The sequence below is a fragment of the Xanthomonas sp. DAR 80977 genome, from assembly GCF_041240605.1.
GTDB lineage: Bacteria > Pseudomonadota > Gammaproteobacteria > Xanthomonadales > Xanthomonadaceae > Xanthomonas_A > Xanthomonas_A bundabergensis.
In genome coordinates, this window is sequence record NZ_CP162487.1 from 2,278,559 (window position 1) to 2,299,348 (window position 20,790).

24 protein-coding genes are annotated in these 20,790 nt (G+C 69.8%); 11 read left to right on the plus strand and 13 right to left on the minus strand.

All coding sequences use genetic code 11. From position 1 onward, the window contains the following. The first annotated feature begins 32 nt into the window (after positions 1 to 32). Both AB3X10_RS09685 and AB3X10_RS09690 read left to right on the plus strand, forming a co-directional pair. Positions 33 to 2,075: an amidohydrolase family protein gene (locus tag AB3X10_RS09685; protein ID WP_369981096.1), complete on the plus strand. Its 2,043-nt coding sequence runs from the start codon at positions 33 to 35 to the stop codon at positions 2,073 to 2,075. After that, positions 2,076 to 2,567, plus strand: a complete 492-nt coding sequence (locus AB3X10_RS09690; RefSeq protein WP_369981098.1) for a glutathione peroxidase — start codon at positions 2,076 to 2,078, stop codon at positions 2,565 to 2,567. A 143-nt stretch (positions 2,568 to 2,710) separates the two neighbouring features. On the opposite strand, the gene AB3X10_RS09695 is transcribed toward AB3X10_RS09690, so the two are convergent. From AB3X10_RS09695 to AB3X10_RS09705, 3 genes are all read right to left on the minus strand, one after another. After that, entirely contained in the window at positions 2,711 to 3,490 is a 780-nt protein-coding gene (locus AB3X10_RS09695; RefSeq protein ID WP_369981100.1) for a ferredoxin--NADP reductase, read from the minus strand. Between the two features lie 97 nt (positions 3,491 to 3,587). Next, a complete protein-coding gene (locus tag AB3X10_RS09700) occupies positions 3,588 to 3,983 on the minus strand; it encodes a hypothetical protein (RefSeq protein WP_369981101.1) in 396 nt (131 codons plus the stop codon). A 25-nt stretch (positions 3,984 to 4,008) separates the two neighbouring features. After that, positions 4,009 to 5,892, minus strand: coding sequence for an ABC transporter ATP-binding protein (locus AB3X10_RS09705; protein ID WP_369981103.1), 1,884 nt, complete (start codon positions 5,890 to 5,892; stop codon positions 4,009 to 4,011). 207 nt (positions 5,893 to 6,099) lie between these two features. Between AB3X10_RS09705 and AB3X10_RS09710 the strand changes: the two genes are divergently transcribed. Beyond that, entirely contained in the window at positions 6,100 to 6,327 is a 228-nt protein-coding gene (locus AB3X10_RS09710) for a hypothetical protein (protein ID WP_369981105.1), read from the plus strand. Between the two features lie 70 nt (positions 6,328 to 6,397). On the opposite strand, the gene AB3X10_RS09715 is transcribed toward AB3X10_RS09710, so the two are convergent. The 3 genes from AB3X10_RS09715 to AB3X10_RS09725 all read right to left on the minus strand — a co-directional run bounded on the left by AB3X10_RS09715 (position 6,398) and on the right by AB3X10_RS09725 (position 8,906). Continuing rightward, positions 6,398 to 7,303: a dimethylarginine dimethylaminohydrolase family protein gene (locus tag AB3X10_RS09715; RefSeq protein WP_369981107.1), complete on the minus strand. Its 906-nt coding sequence runs from the start codon at positions 7,301 to 7,303 to the stop codon at positions 6,398 to 6,400. Between the two features lie 138 nt (positions 7,304 to 7,441). Beyond that, entirely contained in the window at positions 7,442 to 7,882 is a 441-nt protein-coding gene (locus AB3X10_RS09720; protein WP_369981109.1) for a carboxymuconolactone decarboxylase family protein, read from the minus strand. Between the two features lie 157 nt (positions 7,883 to 8,039). Further along, on the minus strand, positions 8,040 to 8,906 hold the full coding sequence (locus AB3X10_RS09725) for an RNA polymerase sigma-70 factor (RefSeq protein WP_369981110.1): 867 nt from the start codon (positions 8,904 to 8,906) through the stop codon (positions 8,040 to 8,042). Positions 8,907 to 9,007: 101 nt separating this feature from the next. On the opposite strand from AB3X10_RS09725, the gene AB3X10_RS09730 reads away from it, so the two are divergent. Together AB3X10_RS09730 and AB3X10_RS09735 are read left to right on the plus strand one after the other, a co-directional pair. Beyond that, the gene (locus AB3X10_RS09730; protein ID WP_369981112.1) at positions 9,008 to 10,531 is read left to right on the plus strand and encodes a fumarate hydratase; all 1,524 of its coding nucleotides are present in this window, start codon (positions 9,008 to 9,010) and stop codon (positions 10,529 to 10,531) included. A gap of 93 nt (positions 10,532 to 10,624) precedes the next feature. Beyond that, positions 10,625 to 11,260, plus strand: a complete 636-nt coding sequence (locus AB3X10_RS09735; RefSeq protein WP_369981114.1) for a glutathione S-transferase family protein — start codon at positions 10,625 to 10,627, stop codon at positions 11,258 to 11,260. 73 nt (positions 11,261 to 11,333) lie between these two features. Here the strand turns inward: AB3X10_RS09735 and AB3X10_RS09740 are convergent, their stop codons facing one another. Together AB3X10_RS09740 and AB3X10_RS09745 are read right to left on the minus strand one after the other, a co-directional pair. Beyond that, entirely contained in the window at positions 11,334 to 12,485 is a 1,152-nt protein-coding gene (locus tag AB3X10_RS09740; RefSeq protein WP_369981116.1) for a phospholipase A, read from the minus strand. A 130-nt stretch (positions 12,486 to 12,615) separates the two neighbouring features. After that, positions 12,616 to 13,077 carry a DUF456 domain-containing protein gene (locus tag AB3X10_RS09745; RefSeq protein ID WP_369981755.1) on the minus strand — a complete coding sequence of 154 codons (462 nt, stop codon included), beginning with the start codon at positions 13,075 to 13,077 and terminating at the stop codon, positions 12,616 to 12,618. Between the two features lie 258 nt (positions 13,078 to 13,335). Between AB3X10_RS09745 and AB3X10_RS09750 the strand changes: the two genes are divergently transcribed. Continuing rightward, positions 13,336 to 13,551, plus strand: coding sequence for a cold-shock protein (locus AB3X10_RS09750; protein ID WP_046979462.1), 216 nt, complete (start codon positions 13,336 to 13,338; stop codon positions 13,549 to 13,551). A gap of 93 nt (positions 13,552 to 13,644) precedes the next feature. Here AB3X10_RS09750 and AB3X10_RS09755 read toward each other — a convergent pair whose 3' ends face one another. Together AB3X10_RS09755 and AB3X10_RS09760 are read right to left on the minus strand one after the other, a co-directional pair. Then, entirely contained in the window at positions 13,645 to 14,118 is a 474-nt protein-coding gene (locus tag AB3X10_RS09755; protein ID WP_369981117.1) for a glycine zipper 2TM domain-containing protein, read from the minus strand. 153 nt (positions 14,119 to 14,271) lie between these two features. Then, entirely contained in the window at positions 14,272 to 14,703 is a 432-nt protein-coding gene (locus AB3X10_RS09760) for a hypothetical protein (protein WP_369981118.1), read from the minus strand. 95 nt (positions 14,704 to 14,798) lie between these two features. Between AB3X10_RS09760 and AB3X10_RS09765 the strand changes: the two genes are divergently transcribed. Next, positions 14,799 to 15,632, plus strand: a complete 834-nt coding sequence (locus AB3X10_RS09765; RefSeq protein ID WP_369981120.1) for a tRNA threonylcarbamoyladenosine dehydratase — start codon at positions 14,799 to 14,801, stop codon at positions 15,630 to 15,632. 69 nt (positions 15,633 to 15,701) lie between these two features. On the opposite strand, the gene AB3X10_RS09770 is transcribed toward AB3X10_RS09765, so the two are convergent. From AB3X10_RS09770 to AB3X10_RS09780, 3 genes are read right to left on the minus strand one after another with little or no spacing between them, the layout of a single operon-like run. Further along, a complete protein-coding gene (locus AB3X10_RS09770; protein ID WP_369981122.1) occupies positions 15,702 to 16,136 on the minus strand; it encodes a hypothetical protein in 435 nt (144 codons plus the stop codon). Between the two features lie 30 nt (positions 16,137 to 16,166). Continuing rightward, positions 16,167 to 16,943 carry a TatD family hydrolase gene (locus AB3X10_RS09775; RefSeq protein WP_369981124.1) on the minus strand — a complete coding sequence of 259 codons (777 nt, stop codon included), beginning with the start codon at positions 16,941 to 16,943 and terminating at the stop codon, positions 16,167 to 16,169. Between the two features lie 6 nt (positions 16,944 to 16,949). Then, on the minus strand, positions 16,950 to 17,189 hold the full coding sequence (locus AB3X10_RS09780; RefSeq protein ID WP_369981126.1) for a DUF6116 family protein: 240 nt from the start codon (positions 17,187 to 17,189) through the stop codon (positions 16,950 to 16,952). A gap of 173 nt (positions 17,190 to 17,362) precedes the next feature. Between AB3X10_RS09780 and AB3X10_RS09785 the strand changes: the two genes are divergently transcribed. The 4 genes from AB3X10_RS09785 (at position 17,363) to AB3X10_RS09800 (ending at position 20,687) form a co-directional block, all read left to right on the plus strand. After that, positions 17,363 to 18,175 (plus strand): glycine zipper 2TM domain-containing protein, encoded by an 813-nt coding sequence (locus AB3X10_RS09785; RefSeq protein ID WP_369981128.1) that lies wholly within the window; start codon positions 17,363 to 17,365, stop codon positions 18,173 to 18,175. Positions 18,176 to 18,280: 105 nt separating this feature from the next. Then, positions 18,281 to 19,444, plus strand: coding sequence for an acyl-CoA dehydrogenase family protein (locus AB3X10_RS09790; RefSeq protein ID WP_369981129.1), 1,164 nt, complete (start codon positions 18,281 to 18,283; stop codon positions 19,442 to 19,444). Positions 19,445 to 19,501: 57 nt separating this feature from the next. Beyond that, positions 19,502 to 20,041: a GNAT family N-acetyltransferase gene (locus tag AB3X10_RS09795; RefSeq protein ID WP_369981130.1), complete on the plus strand. Its 540-nt coding sequence runs from the start codon at positions 19,502 to 19,504 to the stop codon at positions 20,039 to 20,041. Positions 20,042 to 20,132: 91 nt separating this feature from the next. After that, complete coding sequence (locus AB3X10_RS09800) at positions 20,133 to 20,687, plus strand: NADPH-dependent FMN reductase (RefSeq protein WP_369981131.1); 555 nt, start codon at positions 20,133 to 20,135, stop codon at positions 20,685 to 20,687. Positions 20,688 to 20,790: the final 103 nt, after the last annotated feature.

Sequence of the window (20,790 nt, forward strand, 5' to 3'; positions counted from 1 at the left end):
GTGAAGACGGCCGACGGCCGCAGGGAGAACCGATGAAAGCGATCTTCGGCTTGTGCGTGGCCGCGTGCGCGGCATGGGCGGCGCCGGCGTGGTCGGCGCAGACGCTGCGCTACGTGGTGCTGGTGGACGGCGGCAAGCAGGCCGGGCAGCAGAGCGTCAGCGTCGGCGACGACGGCGTCACCCGGGTCGACTACGTGTTCAAGGACAACGGCCGCGGCCCGGAACTGAAGGAGCAGTACACGCTGGCCGCCGACGGCACCTTCAAGACCTACCAGGTGCAGGGCAGCTCCACCTTCGGCGCGCCGGTGGACGAGCGCTTCAGCCGCGACGGCGATCGCGTGCGGTGGAAGTCCACGTCCGACCAGGGCGAGCGGCGCGTGCCTGGCGGCGCCCAGTACTGGCCGCTCGGCGGCACCCCGGCCGCGGCCTCGGCGGCGGTGACCGCGCTGAGCCGCCGCGCCGACGGCAAGTTGCCGCTGATCCCCAGCGGCACGCTGACCCTGCGCAAGCTGCAGCAGGCGCAGGTCGGCCAGGGCAACAGCGCGCGCGAGGTGCAGTTGGTGGCGCTGACCGGGGTCGGCTTCACCCCCACCTTCGCCTGGCTCACCACCGGCGCCGCGCCGCGCCTGTTCGCGTTCATCGCACCGGGCTGGATGCAGCTGATCGAGACCGGCTACGAAAAGGATGCCGCTGCGCTGGAAGCGGCGCAGAAACAGGCCGAGGTCACCGCCCTGGTCGAGCTGCAGCAGCGCCTGGCGCATCCCTTGCCCGGCACCACGCTGATCCGCAACGCGCGCGTGTTCGACAGCGAGCACGCCACCCTCGGCGCCGCGTCCGACGTGCTGCTGCGCGACGGCAAGATCGTCTCGGTGAACGCCACCGGCGGCGCGCCGGCACCGGCGCAGCAGGTGGTCGATGCGCAGGGGCGGGTGCTGCTGCCCGGCCTGTTCGACATGCATGGCCATGTCGGCCGCTGGGACGGCGGCCTGCACCTGGCCGCCGGCGTCACCACCGTGCGCGACATGGGCAACGACAATGCCACGCTGCAGCAGGTGATGCAGGAAGAACGCGACGGCCAGCTGCTGATGCCGAGCCTGGTCGCCTGCGGGTTCCTGGAGGGCGAGAGCCCGATGTCGGCGCGCAACGGCTTCGTGGTCAGCACCCAGGCGCAGGCCAACGAGGCGGTGGACTGGTATGCGGCGCACGGCTATGTCGGCATCAAGATCTACAACTCGTTCCCGCAGGCGCTGGTGCGCGACACCGCCGCCTACGCGCATGCCAAGGGCCTGCGCGTCAGCGGGCACATTCCGGTGCACATGCTCGCGCACGAGGCGGTGGAGCAGGGCTACGACGAGATCCAGCACATCAACCAGGTGCTGCTGAATTTCTACGCCACCCACGACACCGATACGCGCACGCTGGAACGCTTCTACCTGCCGGCCAAGCGCACCGCCGACCTGGACTTCGACTCGGCGCCGGTGCAGGCCTTCGTGCAGGACCTGGCCAGGCGGCAGATCGCGATCGACTCGACCGTGGCCACCTTCGACTTCATCCGCCAGCGCCCGGGCGAGCTGTCGCAGGCCTACGCCGCCGTGGCCGAGCACCTGCCGCCGGACGTGCAGCGCGGGCTGCGCAGCGCGGAGTTCGACATTCCCGACGACGCCACCGCCGCGCTGTACGAACGTTCCTACGAGAAGATGGTGGCCTTCGTCGGCCGCCTGTACCAGGCCGGCGTGCCGCTGGTGGCCGGCACCGACGCCACCCCCGGCTTCACCCTGCAGCGCGAGATCGAGCTGTACGTGCAGGCCGGGCTGACCCCGGCGCAGGCGTTGCAGGTGGCGACCTGGAACGGCGCCAAGTATTCGCGCACGCTGGACAGCCGCGGCTCGATCACCCCGGGCAAGCGCGCCGACCTGATCCTGGTCGACGGCGACCCGACCCGCGACATCGCCGACCTGCGCAAGGTCGCGCTGGTGGTCAAGCAGGGCACCGCGTACTACCCGAGCGAGGTCTACACCGCGCTGGGCATCGCGCCGTTCGCCGCGCCCGCGCGCATCGCCACCATGGAGGATTGAATGGACATCCCGACCACCGCCTACGCCTTCAGCGCCGACGACATCGACGGCCGTCCGCAGCCGCTGGCCGACTACGCGGGCAAGGTGCTGCTGATCGTCAACGTCGCCTCCAAGTGCGGCTTCACCCCGCAGTACGCCGGGCTGCAGGCGCTGTGGCGGCAGTACCGCGAGCGCGGGCTGGTGGTGCTCGGCTTCCCCTGCGACCAGTTCGGCCACCAGGAACCCGGCGATGCGGACGAGATCAAGCGGTTCTGCGCGCTGACCTACGAGGTCGATTTCCCGATGTTCGCCAAGGTGCAGGTCAACGGCGAGGCCGCGCATCCGCTGTGGCAATGGCTCAAGCAGCAGAAATCCGGGTTGCTCGGCATCGCCGCGATCAAGTGGAACTTCAGCAAGTTCCTGGTCGGCCGCGACGGCCGGGTGCTGGCGCGCTATGCGCCGACCGACAAGCCGGAAGCGCTGGCCGCCGACATCGAGCGCGCGCTGGGCTGAGCGGAAGCGGCGCGCGATGCGGCGCGCTTTTCTGCAGGAGCGGCTTCAGCCGCGACAGCTGCTATCCGTAGAGCCTGTCGCGGCTGAAGCCGCTCCTGCAGTGACGCGTCGCCAGCGACAGGCGCACGCATCGTACCGACGCGTCACTTCTCGACGAAGGCCCGCTCGAATACGTAATGCCCCGGCGTGCCGATCCGCGAGGAGGCGACGAAGCCGCGCGCGTCCAGGGTCTGGCGCAGGTCGGCCAGCATCTGCGGGCTGCCGCAGATCATCGCCCGGTCGTATTCCGGATCCAGCGGCGGCAGGCCCAGGGTCTGCTGCATCCGCCCGCTTTCCAGCAGCTCGGTGAGGCGGCCGCGGTTGCGGAAGTCCTCGCGGGTCACCGCCGGGTAGTACAGCAGCTTGTCGCGGATGGTCTCGCCGAGGAACTCGTGCTGCGGCAGTTCGTTCTCGAAGTAGTCGCGGTAGGCCAGGTCCTTCTCGAAGCGCACGCCGTGGGTGAGGATCACCTTGTCGAAGCGCTCGTAGGTCTCCGGGTCCTTGATCACCGACAGCCACGGCGCCAGGCCGGTGCCGGTGCCGAGCAGGTACAGGTGCCGGCCCGGGTGCAGGTCGCTGATCAGCAGGGTGCCGGTGGGCTTCTTGCCGACCAGCACCGCGTCGCCCGGCCGGATGTGCTGCAGGCGCGAGGTCAGCGGGCCGTCCGGCACCTTGATGCTGAAGAACTCCAGCCGCTCTTCCCAGTTGGCGCTGGCGATGGAATAGGCGCGCAGCAGCGGCCGCGTCTCCGTCTCCAGGCCGATCATCACGAACTGGCCGTTGTCGAAGCGGAAGCCTTCGTTGCGGGTGGTGGTGAAGCTGAAGTAGTCGTCCGTCCAGTGACGGACTTCGAGCACCGTTTCGGGGCCAAAAGCAGAGGACATGCCGTTGATCGTGATGGGGAAGGAGCGGCCGCCATTCTACCCCATGTCGGCCCAAATGAGAGGGAATCTCATTTGGGCCAGTCCATCCCGCCGGGCGTCACTTCTCGAACGACAGTTCGTAGGACAGGTACAGCGGCGCCTGCGGCGGGGCCTGCAACGGGCGCTGGCGCAGGAAGCGCTCCAGGCACAGCGCCAGCGGCGTGGTGCCGTTGCGCCAGCTCGCGCCGATCGCGCCATCGGCCTGGACCTGGACCACGACGACGAACGGCGAGGTGTCCGGGCGCGGGGTGGCGCAGCTGGCCACGCCCTCGTCCAGCGCCGCGCGCTGCAGCGCCTGCAGGCGCTCGGCCAGCGCGGTAGGCAGCGCGGCCTCGTCGCGGTCGGCCAGGGCCTTGGCCGCGGCGTAGTCGGACGGTCCGGGAACCGGGTCGGCCGCGGCGGCGGGAAACGCCAGGGCGGCGGCGAGCAGGCAGGGCAGCAGACGTGGCGACATGGCGGATCCGAAAGGCGGGCGAGGTTCAACGATACCCAGCGGCCTGCAGTTCGAACAGTTCCGCGTAGCGCCCGCCCTGCGCCATCAGCTCGGCATGGGTGCCGCTGGCCTCGATCTGGCCGCCGGCCAGGACCAGGATGCGGTCGGCCATGCGCACGCTGGAGAAGCGGTGCGAGATCAGCACCGCGGTGCGGTTGTCGGACAGCTCCTTGAAGCGCTGGAACACCTCGAATTCGCTGCGCGCGTCCAGCGCCGCGGTCGGCTCGTCCAGGATCATCACTTGCGCGTCGCGCATGTAGGCGCGCGCGATCGCGATCTTCTGCCATTGCCCGCCGGACAGGTCCACGCCGGTCTTGAAGCGGCGTCCGATCAGCTGCTCGTAACCGTGCGGCAGGCCCTCGATCAGCTCGCTGGCCATGGCGCGCTGCGCGGCGGCGCGGATCCGCGTCGCATCGGTCATCGAATCGACCCGGCCGACGCCGATGTTCTCGCCGGCGCTGAGGTGGTAGCGCACGAAGTCCTGGAAGATCACCCCCAGGTTGGCGCGCAGGTCGTCCAGGTCGTAGTCGCGCAGGTCGCGGCCGTCGAGCAGGATGCGGCCCTCGTCCGGGTCGTACAGCCGCGCCAGCAGCTTGACCAGGGTGGTCTTGCCGGCGCCGTTCTCGCCGACCAGCGCCAGCACCTCGCCGGCGCGCAGCTCGAAGTCCAGGTGGCGCACCGCCCACTGCTCGGCATCGGGGTAGCGGAAGCCGACGTTCTCGAACACGAAGCCGCGCGCGATCGGCCGCGGCACCGGCACCGCGCCGGGCCGGGTGCGGATCTCCGGCACGATGCGGAAGAACGAGTACAGATCGTCCAGGTACAGCGCCTGCCCGGCCACCTGCGAAAAGCCGATCAGCAGCCCTTCCAGCAGCTGGCGCAGGCGCAGGAAGCTGCCGGCCAGGAAGGTGAGGTCGCCGATGCTGAAATCGCCGCGCACCGTGCGCCAGGCGATGTAGCCGTAGGCGGCGTAATAGCCCAGCGTGCCCAGCGCGGCCAGCAGCGTGCCCCACAGCATGCGCTTGCGCGCCAGCGCGCGGTTGGCCTGGAAGAAGCGGTCGGCCAGCGCCCGGTAGCGCGCGATCAGGAAGCTGTGCAGGTTGAAGATCTTCACTTCCTTGGCGGTCTCGACGCTGGCGCCGACCTGGCGCAGGTAGTCGAGCTGGCGCCGCTCCGCGGTCCATTGGAAGTTGAGCGAATAGCCCAGCGCGTTGAAGTGCGCCTCGCCGATGAAGGCCGGCACCAGCGCCAGCGCCAGCAGCAGGATCAGCCAGGGCGCGTAGACCAGCAGGCCGATCGCGAAGCTGACCACGGTGATCGCGTCCTGCACCTGGCCGAACAGCTGGCTCATCAGGTTCATCCGGCCCATGGTCTGGCGCCGCGCGCGGTCGAGCTTGTCCTGCTGTTCCGGGTCCTCGAAATCCTCCAGGTCCAGCTGCGCGGCATGCTCCATCAGCTGCACGCTGGTGACGTTGTTGAACAGCTCCGACAGCAGCGTGTCGGCATAGCTGACCAGCCGCCCGAGCAGGTCCGAGCCGATCGCCAGCGCCAGTTCCAGCGCCAGCAGTTCCAGCAGCCGCTGCAGCCGCCCGCTGGCCAGCGCCTGGCCGAACGAAGTGAAGCCGGGCGACTGCCCGACCAGGTGGATCGCCTCGTCGATGATCAGCTTGCCGATGTACAGCGAGGCCACCGGGATCAGCGCGCGCAGCACGCGCAGGCCGATGCTGGTGAGGGTCAGCCAGTGGCTGGTCTGCCAGATCTGGCGCAGGAACGGCGGCAGGTTGCGCATCGCGTCGAAGCGCTCGCGCAGGCTGGGGCCGGCGCTGGCGGCAGGGCGCGCAGCGCCGTGGGAAGGAGGAGAAGAGGCCATCCGCGCATTGTGCCGGGGCCGGGTGTGCGCGGGGAGTGTTTGGGCCTGGTGCGACCGGCGGGCCGCGGTGCGCTATCGGTGCGGCGGCCGCGGCCCGCTGTCGCCAAGACGCTATTCCCGCTATCTTCCGAGCCCGGACCAGGGACCGCTCTTCATGCAGAACGCACTGCCGCTTGCCGCGCTCGACTGCTTTGGAGGACGTGCGCGATGACGGCGGGCTTCGCCATCCGCTACGTCGTCTACTGTCTGGCCATCCTCGGTTGCCTGTTCTGGATCAACTCCTTTCTGCCGCCGGCTGTCGCCATCGTCGCCGCGCTGGTGTTCTTCGGGTTTGCGGTCGTCTACACCGTGTTCCGCCTGCTGGGCGGGCGCGGCCGCATCGGTGTCGGCAACCTCTGGAAGGAGTTCCTGGATTTCCTCTACGGTCTGGGCTGACCAGCGGCGCAGCGCTGCGGGTATCGCGCATGCGGCCATGCGCTGGCAGGCCGTCGATCGCTGCGGAACGTCACTCGTCCAGGCGCAGGGTCAGGCACTTGGCCGCGCCGCCGGCCTTCAGGAATTCGTCCAGCGGGGTCTGCACCACGCGGTAGCCGATTCCGGCCAGGGCCGCGCACAGGTCCGGGCTGGCGCGATTGAGCAGCAGGCGCTGGTCCAGGTCCACCGCATTGCAGGCGAAGGCGAGGGCGTCGGCCTCGCCGACCGCGATGCGCTGCGCCGGCGGGATGCGGCGGGCGATGGCTTCCTGGGCGTAGTCGTCGAACGCGCCTGGGTAGTACAGCAGGTAGCCGTCGCGCAGCGGGCAGAAGCAGGTGTCCAGGTGATAGAAGCGCGGGTCGACCAGGCGCAGCGGCATCACCTCGATGTCGAGCAGGTCGGCCAGTTCGTGCGCGGCGGCCAGGTCGCTGCGGTGGCCGTGGCCCATCCACAGCCGGCGCGCGCCGCGGTCCAGCAGCGCGTCGCCGGCGCCCTCGAAGCGCAGGTCCTCGGGCAGCGCGCGGATGCGGAAGCCGGCGCGGCGGCACCAGTCGGCGAACAACGCTTCCTCGCCGCGCCGTTCGGCATGGCGGAAGCGGCTGGGCACGAAGCTGTCGCCGAGCACCAGGCCGGCGTTGGCGCTGAACACCATGTCCGGCAGGCCAGCGGCCGGCGCGATCCGCTCGATCTCGGCACCGGCGGCCGCGGCCGCGGCGACCAGCGCGTCCCATTGCGCCTGCGCACGCTCGCGGCTGGCGGCGTGGACGTTGCCTTCCATCCAGGGGTTGATCACGTAGTCCACCGCGAAGTGCTGCGGCGCGCACATCAGCAGGCGGTGGCCGCCATGCGCGGCGGCGGCGGCCTGGGCCGCCGGCTCGGCGAGCGCCAGGTCCGCGGCGTCCTCGATCGCGCCGCCCGCCAGGATTTTCTCGATCATGCCCGCCTCGCTCCGTGCTGGTGATGCGCAAACGCTAGCGGTGTCGTGTTGCGGACACATGTCTGCTGGGAGCCGGGATTGGGGATTCGGGATTCGGGATGGAGCGGCGTACCGGCATGCGCCGGTACGCCGCTGCGCTTACGGCAGTTCCGGTTGCAGGCCCACGCCGAGCCGGTTCCAGGCATTGATCAGCGCGATGGCCATGGTCAGCGCGCTGATGCCCGGCGCGTCGAAATGCGCGGTCAGCGCCGCGTAGCAGGCGTCCGCCGGCGCGCCGGCGGGCAGCGTGGTCAGCGCCTCGGCCCAGGCCAGCGCGGCGCGTTCGCGCGCGTCGAAGAAGCGGCTCTCGCGCCAGCCGGCGACGGTGTCCAGCTTGCGCGGTTCCAGGCCAGCCTTGCGCAGGGCCGTGGCATGCATGTCGATGCAGTAGCTGCAGCCGTTGAGCTGGGAGACGCGCAGGCACACCAGTTCGGCCAGGTCATGGCCGAGCACGCCTTCGTGCACCTGCTGGCTGGCGCCCAGCAGGGCGCGGAAGGCCTCCGGTTCGTGGCGGGTGTAGTCGATGCGATGGAAGTGCATGTGTCTTGCTCCATGACGGCCGCCCTGGCCGTCTTCGCACCAAGGACGCGCGACGGCGCGGGGCCGTGACACTGCGCCGTCGCTGGCCAGGGCTGCCGCGCGGGCAGGCCATGCGTCCCGCCAGCGACGCACCGGGTGGGCATGGCCGCGCCGCGAGCTAGCCCCGTGCGGTCAGTGCCGGCAGCTTGTCCGGATTCATCAGCGTCAGCACTTCGACGATGCGTTCGCCGTCGATCACCACCAGCACCGCCGAATGCAGGTGGGTGCCGATGAAGCGCAGGATCGCCGGTTCGCCGTTGACCGTGCCGATCCGCGACTGCAGGCCCAGGCCGCGCCGCGCCACCGCCCAGTACAGCATGGCGATGCGCTCGGCGCCCAACAGTGGCCGCACCGTGGCGGTGACCTTGCCGCCACCGTCGGAGCGCATCCGCGCATTGGCGTCGAGCAGGGCCACGATCGCGTCGCGGTCGCCCTGCTGCGAGGCGTGCATGAAGCGCTCGAGCAGTTGCCGGTGGCGTTCCGGGGCCACCGCGAAGCGCGGCCGGCCGGCCTTGAGCCGTTCGCGCGCGCGATGCACCAGCTGCCGGCAGTTGGCTTCGGCATGCCCGAGCAACTGGCCGATCTGCGCGTAGTCGTAGTCGAAGGCCTCCTTCAGCAGGAACGCGGCGCGCTCGTCCGGGCCCAGCCGTTCCAGCAGCGCCAGGAACGCCACCGACACCTGCTCGGCGCGCGCATGGCGCTCGGCCGGGTCGGCCTCCTCGGCGATCTCCAGCGGCTCGGGCAGCCACGGGCCGGTGTAGTGGACGCGGGCGCCGCGCGCCGCGCGCAGCCGGTCCAGCCCGAGCCGGGTGGTGACGGTCACCAGCCACGCCTCCGGATCGCGGATCGCGGCGCGGTCGCCGGACTGCCAGCGCAGCCAGGCCTCCTGCAGCACGTCCTCGGCGTCGCTGCGGCTGCCGAGCAGGCGGTAGGCCAGGCCGAACAGCCTGGGACGTTGCGATTCGAAGGTCGGATCGGGGCTCATGGCGACCAGGACGGAACAGCGCGTGCCGGCGTGACAGCGGGCGGGACGGCCACTTTGCCCTAAAATGACCGGGTTTCCCCCCGCCAGCCGTAGAGCCAGCCGTGACCTCGATCAAGCAGGAAGACCTCATCCAGTCCGTCGCCGATGCGCTGCAGTACATCAGCTACTACCATCCGGTCGACTACATCAAGAACCTGTCGGCCGCCTACGAGCGCGAACAGTCGCCGGCCGCCAAGGACGCGATCGCGCAGATCCTGATCAACTCGCGCATGTGCGCCGAAGGCCACCGCCCGATCTGCCAGGACACCGGCATCGTCACCGTGTTCCTCGAGATCGGCATGAACGTGCGCTGGGACGACGCCACGATGGGCGTGGAGGACATGGTCAACGAGGGCGTGCGCCGCGCCTACAACCATCCGGACAACAAGCTGCGCGCCAGCGTGCTGGCCGATCCGGCCGGCAAGCGCGCCAACACCAAGGACAACACCCCGGCGGTGGTCAACACCAAGATCGTGCCGGGCGAGCACGTCGAGGTGATCGTCGCGGCCAAGGGCGGCGGTTCGGAGGCCAAGAGCAAGTTCGCCATGCTCAACCCGTCCGATTCCATCGTCGACTGGGTGCTCAAGACGGTGCCGACCATGGGCGCCGGCTGGTGCCCGCCGGGCATGCTCGGCATCGGCATCGGCGGCACCGCCGAGAAGGCCATGCTGCTGGCCAAGGAAGCGCTGATGGAGCCGATCGACATCGTCGACCTGCAGGCGCGCGGCGCGTCCAACCGGGCCGAGGAACTGCGCCTGGAGCTGTACGAGAAGGTCAACGCGCTGGGCATCGGCGCGCAGGGCCTGGGCGGCCTGACCACGGTGCTGGACATCAAGGTGAAGGACTATCCGACCCACGCCGCCAACCTGCCGGTGGCGCTGATCCCCAACTGCGCCGCCACCCGCCACGCGCACTTCACCCTGGACGGCAGCGGCCCGGTGATGCTGGACCCGCCCTCGCTGGAGGACTGGCCCAAGCTCACCTACAACCCGAGCAACGCGCGCCGGGTGAACCTGGACAGCATCACCAAGGAAGAGGTCGCCAGTTTCAAGCCGGGCGAGGTGGTCCTGCTCAACGGCAAGCTGCTGACCGGCCGCGATGCCGCGCACAAGCGCATGATCGACATGCTCAACCGCGGCGAGACGCTGCCGGTGGACTTCACCAACCGCTTCATCTACTACGTCGGCCCGGTCGATCCGGTGCACGACGAGGTGGTCGGCCCGGCCGGCCCGACCACCGCCACGCGCATGGACAAGTTCACCCGGCAGATGCTGGAGCAGACCGGCCTGCTCGGCATGGTCGGCAAGTCCGAGCGCGGCGACGCGGCGATCGACGCGATCCGCGACAACAAGGCGGTGTACCTGATGGCGGTCGGCGGTTCGGCCTACCTGGTGTCCAAGGCGATCAAGGCCGCGCGCGTACTGGCATTCGAGGACCTGGGCATGGAGGCGATCTACGAATTCGAGGTCAAGGACATGCCGGTCACCGTGGCGGTGGATGCCAGCGGCGAGTCGGTGCACAAGACCGGCCCGCGCGAATGGCAGGCGCGCATCGGCAAGATCCCGGTGGTGGTCGAGCCGGCCTGACCGCCCGCGCCGCGGGCGTCGGCATCCGCGCGCTGGCCTTGCGCCGGCGCCGCGGCAATAATCGGCGCTGGCTTCGCTTCCGGGGAAATCGTCGTGTCCATCGTTCTGTACGGCTCGCCCAGTACCGCGTCGTTCGTCGTGCACTGGCTGCTGATCGAACTGCAGGTCGATTTCGAACTGCACATGCTCGACTTCGCGCGCCAGGAGCAGAAGCGCCCCGAATACCTGGCGCTCAACCCCCAGGGGCGGGTGCCGACGCTGGTCCTCGACGGACAGGTGCTGACCGAATCGATCGCCATCGCCATGCACCTGGCCGATATGTACCCGCACGCCGGCCTGGCGCCGCCGCCGGCCACGCCGGAGCGCGCGGCCTATTACCGCTGGATGCTGTTCGGCGCCTACACCCTGATGCCGGCCTACCGCGACTGGTTCTATGCCGACGAAGCGGCCGGCGCCGACAACGCCGAGCGCGTGCGCGCCAACGCCCGCGCGTTCCTGGAAAAGGCCTGGGACGAGGTCGCCGCGCACCTGGACGCGCAGGGGCCGTACCTGCTGGGCGAGCACTGCAGCGCCGCCGATTACGTGCTGGTCATGCTGATGCGCTGGTCGCGCAACATGCCGCGGCCCACCGACACCTGGCCGTCATTGCACGCGCTCGCGCAGCGCATGAAGGCGCGTCCCGCGTTCCAGGAAACCTACCGCCGCGAAGGCCTGACCGACTGGACCTGAGCGCGGCGGCGCCGGTACCGCGCGGCGGCCGTCGATGGCCACCGCGCGTTTCCCGGCTGAGGCCTGTCGGGCCTCAGTACCACTCCAGCAGCGACACGCCCAGGCCCACGTAGGTGGCGCGGTGGTTGTAGTCGATCATGCTCTCGCCGTAGCCGTCGAACACCTGCACGTGGCCACGCAGCAGGTTGCTGATCGGGAAGCCCCAGTCCAGCTGCACCGCGCCGTGCGAGCGGTCGCCGCTGCGCAGCGAATGCCGCGCCATCAGCGAGATCTCGTGGCCGCCGCGGTTGTAGGTCAGGGTCGCATCGCCGCGGCCCATGTAGTCCTCGATGTCCGGGTTGTTGTCCTGGCGGTCGCTTTCCGGGATCCGGTACCACGGGCGCAGCACCAGCGCCCAGTTCTCGCGGTCCAGGCCGATGTTGAGGATCGCCCGGTTCCAGCTGCGCGAGAACGGATCGCTGCGGCCGTTGGACTGGTGGTTGAGCTGGATCCCGGTCATCCGCCCCTTCCAGCCGAACAGGCTGTAGTTGTTGCGGAACACCAGCGCCAGCTCGGGTTCGTAGTTGGTCTCGCGGAACGGCCGCGACTGCTCGCTGTTGTAGACCTGCCAGCGCGAACTCTGGGTATAGGCGCCCCACAGGTCGCCGTTGTCGCCGAAGATGTTCTCCACGATCTTGGTCTTGAAGCTGAGCTGGAACTTGGCTTCGATGCTGTCCAGCGGCTCGGCGGTGGTCACCGTGTTGTTCGGGTTCGGCGAGGACGGGGTCTCGTTCTTCTTGCTGGTCCAGAACGCCGGCAGCAGGTACACCGGCTTGTAGGCGCGCAGCTGGAAATTGCCCAGCTTGGAATCCTTGGCCAGCTCCCAGCGGCTGTCCAGCAGCGAACCCTTGCCGGCGTTGGCGATGGTGGCGTCGTAGCGGTCGTCCTTGAACAGCGAGGCGGTGCGCTGGCGGGTGCGCTCGGCCAGGCCGGCGTCCTGCGGGATCGACGCATCCAGCTGCCGCTTCTGGTTTTCGCTGGCCGTCTTCGCCGCCGCATCGGCGGCCTGCGGGTCGGACACCCGGCGCGACAGCGCCTGGTCGTAGCAGGACAGGCGCGCGGCGTCGCTGGTAATGGCGACGCAGGCTTCGGGCGAGGCGGGAGTGGGCATCACTTCCTGGGCGTGGGCCAGCGGCATCGCCGCGAAGGACAGCAGCAACAGGGGACGGGCCGGGCGATGGATCATGCAGGTTCTCTCGGAAACAGGCGGCGCGGGCGGGTGGTGCGCTGCCGAGGTGAATAGCCGGCTGCGAAAATACAGGAGCCAGCGCAACGGGGTCATCACACGTTCATCTCGCGCCGCAAACGGCGCCGGGTCAGAACAGCCAGGCCGCCGCGAACAGGCCGAGCATCGCCATCGCCAGGGCCAGCTTGGCGGCGGTGCCCAGGACGATGCCCAGCCAGGTGCCGAGGCCGACCTTGGTCGCCTGCTGCAGCTGCCGGCCATGCCAGTACTCGCCGGCCAGCGCGCCGACGAAGGGGCCGACGAACAGGCCGATCGGCATGAAGAACAGCCCCGCCACGCTGCCCAGCACCGACCCCCACAATGCCTTGCGGCTGGCGCCCACGCGCTTGGCGCCGAACACGGTGGCCAGGAAGTCGACCAGGAACGACAGCAGGGTGAGCACGCCCAGCACCGTCAGCATCACCCAGCCGACGCGCTGGAAACCGTCGGCCCAGGCCGCCAGCAGCAGGCCGGCGAACAGCAGCGGCATGCCCGGCAGGGCCGGCAGCACCACCCCGGCCAGCCCCAGCACCACCAGCAGCCCGGCGGCCATGTAGTAGATGAACGTAGGATCCACGCGGCGTGCTCCGGGGCGATTTGGGGGTTGACAGATGGGGTGTTTTTGCTGATTGCATTTTCATTTTCGCCGCGGTAAGTTTCAGCCGCTGCGTTTGCAAAGGTCACCGTGAATCGTGGCCCGATGCGGTAGATCCAAACGATCCGCTACAGCGTTATACCTCGCTTCCTCCTTGCAACCAGCCGCCGAACCCCCGGCGTACCCACCCCTGAGACTGTTTCAAGGAGTAAGTCCATGACTGACGGCAATCGCGAAAACGGCACCGTGAAGTGGTTCAACGACGCCAAGGGCTTCGGTTTCATCAGCCGCGAGAACGGCGAGGACGTGTTCGTGCACTTCCGCGCCATCCAGACCCAAGGCTTCAAGAGCCTGAAGGAAGGGCAGAAGGTCAGCTTCACCGTGGTCCAGGGCCAGAAGGGCCTGCAGGCCGACGCGGTGCAGCCGGTCTGAACCCGGCGCGGTCGCGGAGCGCCGACCGCGCAGCAAAAAGGCCCGCACTGCGGGCCTTTTTGCGTTGCGGCGGACGGTGCAGGGGGCGAGCGCCTAGCGCGCCACCACGCGGCCGTTGACCACGCGCACGTAGGTGTTCTCGCGGATCCCGGCCAGGTCGCGCTGGTTGACCACGATCACCCGGCCATCGTCCATCTGCACATGCACGTCGTAGCTGTCGCTGGTGACGTTGTTCTGGATCTGGTTGCCGGCCAAGGCGCCCGCGGCGGCGCCGGCCACGGCCGACACGTTCTGGTTGCCCTTGCTGCCGCCGGTGTGGTCGGAGATCTCATGGCCGGCGATCGCGCCGACGATGCCGCCCAGCACCGCGCCGGTGCCGGTGGGCGCGGTGCGTCCGGAGGCCACCGTGTCGATGCGGGTGACGATGCCGCAGTCCGCGCAGCGGGTGTCCGCGTAGCCGCGCGACGGCTGGCTGTAGCCGCCGCCACCGCCGTAGCCGGGGGACGTGGCGCAGCCGGCCAATGCCAGAACGGCGACGGCGCCAGTGGCCAGTAGATGGATCTTCATGTGTGCTCTCCTCGACAGACGGTGGACGGCGGCAGACCCGCGTTTGCACGCATCCTGTCCGCCGGCGTGTGAATGCAACGCCAATCGCCACCGCCACGCGTCGCTGATGCGCTGCAGCGTCAGTGGCAATTCATCGAAAAGCTCGGTGGCCGGTCAGCGGAAGTCGCGGTGGCAGGCGTCGCAGCCGTCGTCGATGCGATGGGTGAGCTGGTCGAGCGCGGCGCAGCTGGCGGGGACCGCGGCCTGCGCCGCCTCCAGCGTGGCCCGCAGCGCGCCGGCGTGCTGCTGGAAGCGGCTGTCGTCGCTGAGTCCGGGGAATGCGCTGTCCAGGTCGTTGCCGAGCAGGCGCAGCGTGCGCACCCGCGCCTGCAGCTCGGCGGCGCTGCAGCGGTTCTGCGCATGGTTGCGCTGCAGCAGCGCCAGTTGCTTGTCCATCACCTGCATCAGCGCGCGCGGGAACGGGTCCTGCCGCGCCTGCAGCGCGCGCATCGCCATCACCGTGGCGACCAGGCCGATCAGCACGCCGGCGAGCAGCACGAACAGGTAGCGCGAGGAGCGGGAGGCGGGAGCGGGCGGGCTGGCCATGCGGCGGGCGTGCAGGAGGAAAGCGCGATAGTACGCCGGCCGCCGCCATGGTGTGGCGCCGCCGCTCCGCGGCGCCGATGAAATAAACTGGGCGCATGAACGAACAACTGCGTGAGCGCTTCGCCGGCATCGACCGGCTGTACGGGCGCGGGACCATCGAGCGCCTGGCGCAATGCCGCGTGGCGGTGGTGGGCATGGGCGGGGTCGGCTCGTGGGTGGTGGAGGCGCTGGCGCGTTCGGCGGTCGGGCACCTGACCCTGATCGACGCCGACGACATCTGCGTGTCCAACACCAACCGCCAGCTGCCGGCGCTGGAAGGCCAGTACGGGCGCAACAAGGCGCGGGCCATGGCCGAGCGCTGCGTGGCGATCAACCCGGCGATCGAGGCCAGCGCGGTCGAAGCCTTCCTGACCCCGTCCAACATCGCCGAGCTGCTCGGCGGCGGCTTCGACCTGGTCATCGACGCCTGCGACAGCTTCCGGGTCAAGGTCGAGACCATCGCCTGGTGCCGCCGGCGCAAGCTGCCGCTGCTGACCGTGGGTTCGGCCGGCGGACGCACCGACCCGACCCTGGTGCGCATCCGCGACGTGTCGCGCACCGAGCACGACGCGATGCTGGCGCTGATTCGCAAGAAGCTGCGCAGCGAGTTCAATTTCCCCAAGAACCCGCAGCGCTACTTCGGCGTGCCGGCGGTGTACTCGCTGGAGAACGTGCGCTACCCGCAGGCCGACGGCAGCGTCTGCGGGCTGCGCCCGCAGCTGGGTCCGGACGCGGCGCTGAACCTGGACTGCGGCGCCGGGCTGGGCGCGGCCACGCATATCACCGGCGCATTCGCCTTCGCGGCGGCCGGCAAGGCCTTGGAGATGCTGTTGAAACCGAAGCGGGAGCAGCCGGCGACGGCGACGGCCGCGGCGCTGGAAGCGGAGTAGCGAGCGGAAGTGGTTGTCCGCCCCATGGGCCTGACAACCGGTTCGCTCCTGCCGGCCTGCCGGCCTCCGTCATGGTTTCTTTTCCAGATAGAACGCAAGGTACTTCCTTGGCCGTCCCTGGAAGGCTCTTGCCTTGCCGAGGCGATGGGCTTGGTCGAAACAGCGATAGGCCTCGGAGTGTTCTTCCAGCTCGAAGCGCGCCATTCCCAGGTCGATCAAGGGGCCGGTATCGATATCCGATTCGCGAGCTTGTAGCGACTTCTGCGCCCAGTGTTTGGCGACGGCGAAGTCGCCGCCGTCGAAATGCAGGTTGTAGAAAGAGCCGGTGATCCACGCCGACAACAGCGGCCCTTCCAGCTTCGGCTCGGGTAGCAAGCCCCAGGCCTTGTGGTATGCGGATCGGGCGGCGTCCTTGTCGCCGCGCGCGTCGAGTCGGTTGCCGGACTCCATGATGCCCATGATGTCCTTTGCCAGTTCCGGGTTGGCGTCTGCCAGGTCCTTCACGCGTCACTCCTCGCTCGATAGCGCGCCGCCTCAGGCGGCGATCGCATCCAGGCCGAACAGGCGCTGCGCATTGCGCGTGGTCTGTTCGGCGATCTCGTCGGCGGGCTGGCCGCGCAGCGCCGCGATGGTATCCAGCACCGTGCGCAGCCGCGCCGGCTCGTTGCGCTCGCCGCGGATGGCGGCGTCGGGCTGGTCCGGCGCGTCGGTTTCCAGCAGCAACTGCTGCAGCGGCAGTTCGGCCGCCAGGCGCCGCAGCCGCTGCGCGCGTTCGTAGGTGACCGGGCCGCCGAGGCCGATCAGGAAATCCAGCTTGTGCAACTGCTGCGCCTGCTCCGCGCTGCCGGCGAAGCTGTGCACCACGCCGCGCAGGCGCCCGACCTTGCGGATCGCCAGGATCACCGCGTCCACCGCGCGCCGCGCGTGCACGATCACCGGCAGGTCGAACTCGCGCGCCAGCTGCAGTTGGCCGGCGAAATACCGTTGCTGCTCGGCTGCGTCCAGCCCTTCGACGAAGAAGTCCAGGCCGCATTCGCCGATCGCGCAGGGGCGCTCGCGCGCGATCCACTCGCCGAGCAGCGGCAGATGCGCGGGCCGGTGCTGGTCCAGGAACAGCGGATGCAGGCCATAGGCCGGATACAGGCCGTTGCCCGCGGCGCAGACCTCACGCAGCTTGGGCCAAGCCGCGGCCGTCACCGCCGGCACGATCTGCGCAGCGACGCCGGCGGCCTGCGCGCGGGCGACCACCTCGGCGCGATCGGAGTCGAACTCGGCGGCGTCGAGGTGGCAGTGGCTGTCGATCAGGCGCATCGGCCGTCAGCGGCGCACGCGCCGCGCGCTGGACGCGATCGTCTCCGGCTCGGCCGGCGCGGGCGTGCGCGTCTTCCAGTTGGCCAGCAGCAAGGTGCCCAGGCCGAACACGATCTCGTCGATGAAGGGCAGCGGGTCGGGCAGCAGCACGCTCAGCACGAACAGCCCGGCGGTCAGTTTGAACAGCGTGGGGTAGCGCAATTTGCCGGCCCAGCGCAGCAACGGCAGCACGATCGGGTTGGGCATGGACGGTCCTCCGACAAGATGATGAAAACGCTAACACGCTTGATATGGCGGCTTCCCGGCCGCCGCACCAGACCGCGCCGCGGATTTTTGCTGAATAGGGAGCGGATCGGTTCAGCTTCGGCATGGTAATCACAGCATCGTAGACAACGCGGCCAGACCGCAGGAGAGCAACGATGAAGAGCAATACGACAACCATTCTGGTCGCGGCTGGCGCATTGCTGGTCGGCGGCGTGGCCACCGCGGCCTTCATGAACAACCGCGACAAGCAGGAATTCGCCGGCAGCGGCGACGTGCGCCCGGCTGCGGACGCCAGCACCGGCGAGGCGGTCGCCGGCAACGACGGCGGCGGCAAGCTGGAATACGCCGACGTGGTCCGGGTCGATCCGATCACGCAGAAGGAGCAGCGCTACGCCGAGGTGATCGGCACCGAGCCGCTGCGCGAAACCTCCACCACCACCACCCCGCGCGAGGTCTGCAACGACGTGGTGGTGCAGGAGCGCCTGCCCGAGCGCGACGGCAACGTCGGCGGCACCGTGGTCGGTGCGGTGGTCGGTGGCCTGCTCGGCAACCAGATCGGCAACGGCAACGGGCGCAAGGCCGCCACCGCCGCTGGCGCGGTGGCCGGCGGCTTCATCGGCAACCGGGTCGACCGCAACCATGTCGGCGGCCGCGTGGTCGACCGCACCGAGCGCCAGTGCCATACCGAGAACAGCACCGCCGAGTCCTCGCGCATCACCGGCTACAACGTGACCTACCGCAACGACGACGGCAGCACCGGCACCATGCGCACCGACAGCAAGCCCGGTAGCCGCATCGCGCTGGGCAAGGACGACGTGGTCAAGGGCTACGAGGTCACCTACCGCTACGACGGCCAGGAAAAGACCGTGCGCATGGACGACAAGCCCAGCAGCGACCGCCTGCCGGTGCTGGACGGACGCCTGGTCACGCAGACCGCCTCGGCCGGCGACGTGATCAGCCAGCGCTGAGTCGCGCAACAGTCTCGGGAGAAAGGCCGGCCTGGTGCCGGCCTTTTCTTTTTGCCGGGCGCGAGCACGCCGATACAATGCGGCTTTCGCCTGCCGAGTCTCGCCATGCCGTTGCCCTGCGACGATCTGTTCAACGTGGTCGCGCTGCTGAGCGAGGAGGAGCGCGCGATCCAGCAGGCGGTGGCGCGTTTCGTCGACGCCAGGGTGCTGCCGATCATCGGCGCGGCGTTCGACCAGGCGCGGTTTCCCGCCGAACTGGTGCCGGAGCTGGCGCAGCTGGGCCTGCTCGGCGCGACGCTGCCGCCGGCCGAGGGCGGCGCCGGACTCAATGCGGTCTGCTACGGCCTGATCTGCCAGGAACTGGAGCGCGGCGACAGCGGCCTGCGCAGCTTCGTCAGCGTGCAGTCCTCGCTGTGCATGTATCCGATCCACGCTTACGGCAGCCAGGCGCAGCGGCAGCGCTGGCTGCCGGCGATGGCCGCCGGCAGCGCGATCGGCTGCTTCGGCCTGACCGAGGCGCAGGGCGGTTCCGATCCGGCGGCGATGCAGACCCGCGCGGTGCGCGACGGCGACGGTTGGCGCCTGAGCGGCAGCAAGATGTGGATCACCAACGGCAGCCTGGCCGACGTGGCGGTCGTGTGGGCGCAGACCGAGGACGGCGTGCAGGGCTTCCTGGTCGAGGCCGGCACGCCCGGCTTCACGACCCAGGACATCGCGCACAAGATGAGCCTGCGCGCCTCGGTGACCTCGGCGCTGTTCCTGGACGAGGTGCGCCTGGCGGACACGCAGCGGCTGCCCGGCGTGCGCGGGCTGAAGGGCCCGCTGGGCTGCCTGACCCAGGCCCGCTACGGCATCAGCTGGGGCGCGATCGGCGCGGCGATCGCCTGCCTGCGCGAGGCGATCGCCTATGCCGGCGAACGCACCCTGTTCGGGCGCCCGCTGGCGGCCACGCAGAGCGCGCAGATCAAGCTGGCCGACATGGCCCGGCGCATCGCCACCGCACAGTTGCTGGCGCTGCAGCTGGGCCGGCTCAAGGATGCCGGCGCGCTGCAGCCGGCGCAGGTGTCGCTGGCGAAGTGGAACAACGTGCGCATGGCGCTGGACATCGCCCGCGAATGCCGCGACCTGCTCGGCGCCGCCGGCATCACCACCGAGTACGGCGCCATCCGCCATGCCTTGAACCTGGAATCGGTGATCACCTACGAGGGCACCGAGACCGTGCACCAACTGGTGGTCGGCCGCGAGCTGACCGGCATCAATGCGTTCTGAACCGGATCGCCGCTGCGGTGGTGGCGGCGCGACCGGCAGTCACGAGGAGGCGAGGGCATGAGCATTTTCGATCTGCGACTGGAAACCGAGCGTCTGCTGCTGCGCCCGCCGAGCGCGGCGGATTTCGAGGACTTCACCCGCTTCACCGCCGATGCCGAGGCGATGCGCCATCTGGGCGGCGTGCAATCGCCGCCGGTGGCCTGGCGCAGCCTGGCGGCGCTGGTCGGCAGCTGGCAGTTGCAAGGGTTTTCGATGTTCTCGGTGATCGAGAAGCGCAGCGGGCAATGGATCGGCCGGGTCGGGCCGTGGCAGCCGCATGGCTGGCCGGGGACGGAGGTGGGCTGGGCGATCGCGCGTCCGCACTGGGGCCAGGGCTATGCGCCGGAGGCGGCGCGCGCGGCGATGGAGTGGGCGTTCGCGCAGCTGGGCTGGACCGAGGTGATCCATACCATCGCCGCCGACAACGCCAATTCCAAGGCGGTGGCGGCCAAGCTGGGCTCGCGCTACCTGCGCCAGGATCGCCTGCCAGAGCCGCTGCAGGCGCACGAGGTGGAGGTGTGGGGGCAGTCGCGCGCGGACTGGCAGGCGCAGCGCTGAGCGGCCCGGCGGCGCGCGCGCCGGCCATGTTCACCTGACCGCGCCGCGCCGGCGGCTAGGCTGCGACCTCCACATCGGACAGGAGTAGCCCATGAGCCAGTACCGCATCGCCGTCTTCGTCGGCAGCCTGCGCAAGGAGTCGTTCAACCGGCGCCTGGCGCTGGCGCTGGAGAAACTGGTCGGCGACCGCGCCCGCTTCGAGTACGTGGAGATCGGCGACCTGCCGCTGTACGACCAGGACCAGGACCACGACTACCCGGAGCAGGGCAAGCGGCTGAAGGCGCAGGTCAGCGACGCCGACGCGGTGCTGTTCGTCACCCCCGAGTACAACCGCTCGATCCCCGGCGTGCTCAAGAACGCGATCGACCTGGGCTCGCGGCCCTACGGCGACAGCGCCTTCGCCGGCAAGCCGGCGGCGGTGTGCGGGGTGTCGCCCGGCACGCTGGGCACCGCGCTGGCGCAGCAGCACCTGCGCAACGTGCTGGCCTACCTGGACATGCCGGTGCTGGGCCAGCCGGAGGTGTTCGTGCAGTTCAAGGAGGGGCTGATCGCGGCCGACGGCAGCATCGGCAACGAGGACACGCGCAAGTTCCTGCAGGGCTTCGTCGACAAGTTCATCGCCTGGGTCGACGAACTGCAGGCCTGAGCGGGCGCGAAGGCGCCCGACCCGCTGGCGCCGTCGCAGCCGCTGCGACGCGCAGCGGCGACACTCGGACGTGGCAACCGCCGATCGCGTTGCCTGGCGGGGC

Excerpts from the sequence above, each read along its gene's own strand:
- AB3X10_RS09725 (WP_369981110.1), bottom strand. The coding sequence starts at position 8,906 with ATGAGCCCCGATCCGACCTTCGAATCGCAACGTCCCAGGCTGTTCGGC.
- AB3X10_RS09790 (WP_369981129.1), top strand. The coding sequence starts at position 18,281 with ATGCCGTTGCCCTGCGACGATCTGTTCAACGTGGTCGCGCTGCTGAGC.
- AB3X10_RS09775 (WP_369981124.1), bottom strand. The coding sequence starts at position 16,943 with ATGCGCCTGATCGACAGCCACTGCCACCTCGACGCCGCCGAGTTCGAC.
- AB3X10_RS09690 (WP_369981098.1), top strand. The coding sequence starts at position 2,076 with ATGGACATCCCGACCACCGCCTACGCCTTCAGCGCCGACGACATCGAC.
- AB3X10_RS09765 (WP_369981120.1), top strand. The coding sequence starts at position 14,799 with ATGAACGAACAACTGCGTGAGCGCTTCGCCGGCATCGACCGGCTGTAC.
- AB3X10_RS09720 (WP_369981109.1), bottom strand. The coding sequence starts at position 7,882 with ATGCACTTCCATCGCATCGACTACACCCGCCACGAACCGGAGGCCTTC.
- AB3X10_RS09710 (WP_369981105.1), top strand. The coding sequence starts at position 6,100 with ATGACGGCGGGCTTCGCCATCCGCTACGTCGTCTACTGTCTGGCCATC.
- AB3X10_RS09705 (WP_369981103.1), bottom strand. The coding sequence starts at position 5,892 with ATGGCCTCTTCTCCTCCTTCCCACGGCGCTGCGCGCCCTGCCGCCAGC.
- AB3X10_RS09685 (WP_369981096.1), top strand. The coding sequence starts at position 33 with ATGAAAGCGATCTTCGGCTTGTGCGTGGCCGCGTGCGCGGCATGGGCG.
- AB3X10_RS09740 (WP_369981116.1), bottom strand. The coding sequence starts at position 12,485 with ATGATCCATCGCCCGGCCCGTCCCCTGTTGCTGCTGTCCTTCGCGGCG.
- AB3X10_RS09715 (WP_369981107.1), bottom strand. The coding sequence starts at position 7,303 with ATGATCGAGAAAATCCTGGCGGGCGGCGCGATCGAGGACGCCGCGGAC.
- AB3X10_RS09695 (WP_369981100.1), bottom strand. The coding sequence starts at position 3,490 with ATGTCCTCTGCTTTTGGCCCCGAAACGGTGCTCGAAGTCCGTCACTGG.
- AB3X10_RS09700 (WP_369981101.1), bottom strand. The coding sequence starts at position 3,983 with ATGTCGCCACGTCTGCTGCCCTGCCTGCTCGCCGCCGCCCTGGCGTTT.
- AB3X10_RS09760 (WP_369981118.1), bottom strand. The coding sequence starts at position 14,703 with ATGGCCAGCCCGCCCGCTCCCGCCTCCCGCTCCTCGCGCTACCTGTTC.
- AB3X10_RS09795 (WP_369981130.1), top strand. The coding sequence starts at position 19,502 with ATGAGCATTTTCGATCTGCGACTGGAAACCGAGCGTCTGCTGCTGCGC.
- AB3X10_RS09755 (WP_369981117.1), bottom strand. The coding sequence starts at position 14,118 with ATGAAGATCCATCTACTGGCCACTGGCGCCGTCGCCGTTCTGGCATTG.
- AB3X10_RS09780 (WP_369981126.1), bottom strand. The coding sequence starts at position 17,189 with ATGCCCAACCCGATCGTGCTGCCGTTGCTGCGCTGGGCCGGCAAATTG.
- AB3X10_RS09750 (WP_046979462.1), top strand. The coding sequence starts at position 13,336 with ATGACTGACGGCAATCGCGAAAACGGCACCGTGAAGTGGTTCAACGAC.
- AB3X10_RS09800 (WP_369981131.1), top strand. The coding sequence starts at position 20,133 with ATGAGCCAGTACCGCATCGCCGTCTTCGTCGGCAGCCTGCGCAAGGAG.
- AB3X10_RS09745 (WP_369981755.1), bottom strand. The coding sequence starts at position 13,077 with ATGGCCGCCGGGCTGCTGGTGGTGCTGGGGCTGGCCGGGGTGGTGCTG.
- AB3X10_RS09785 (WP_369981128.1), top strand. The coding sequence starts at position 17,363 with ATGAAGAGCAATACGACAACCATTCTGGTCGCGGCTGGCGCATTGCTG.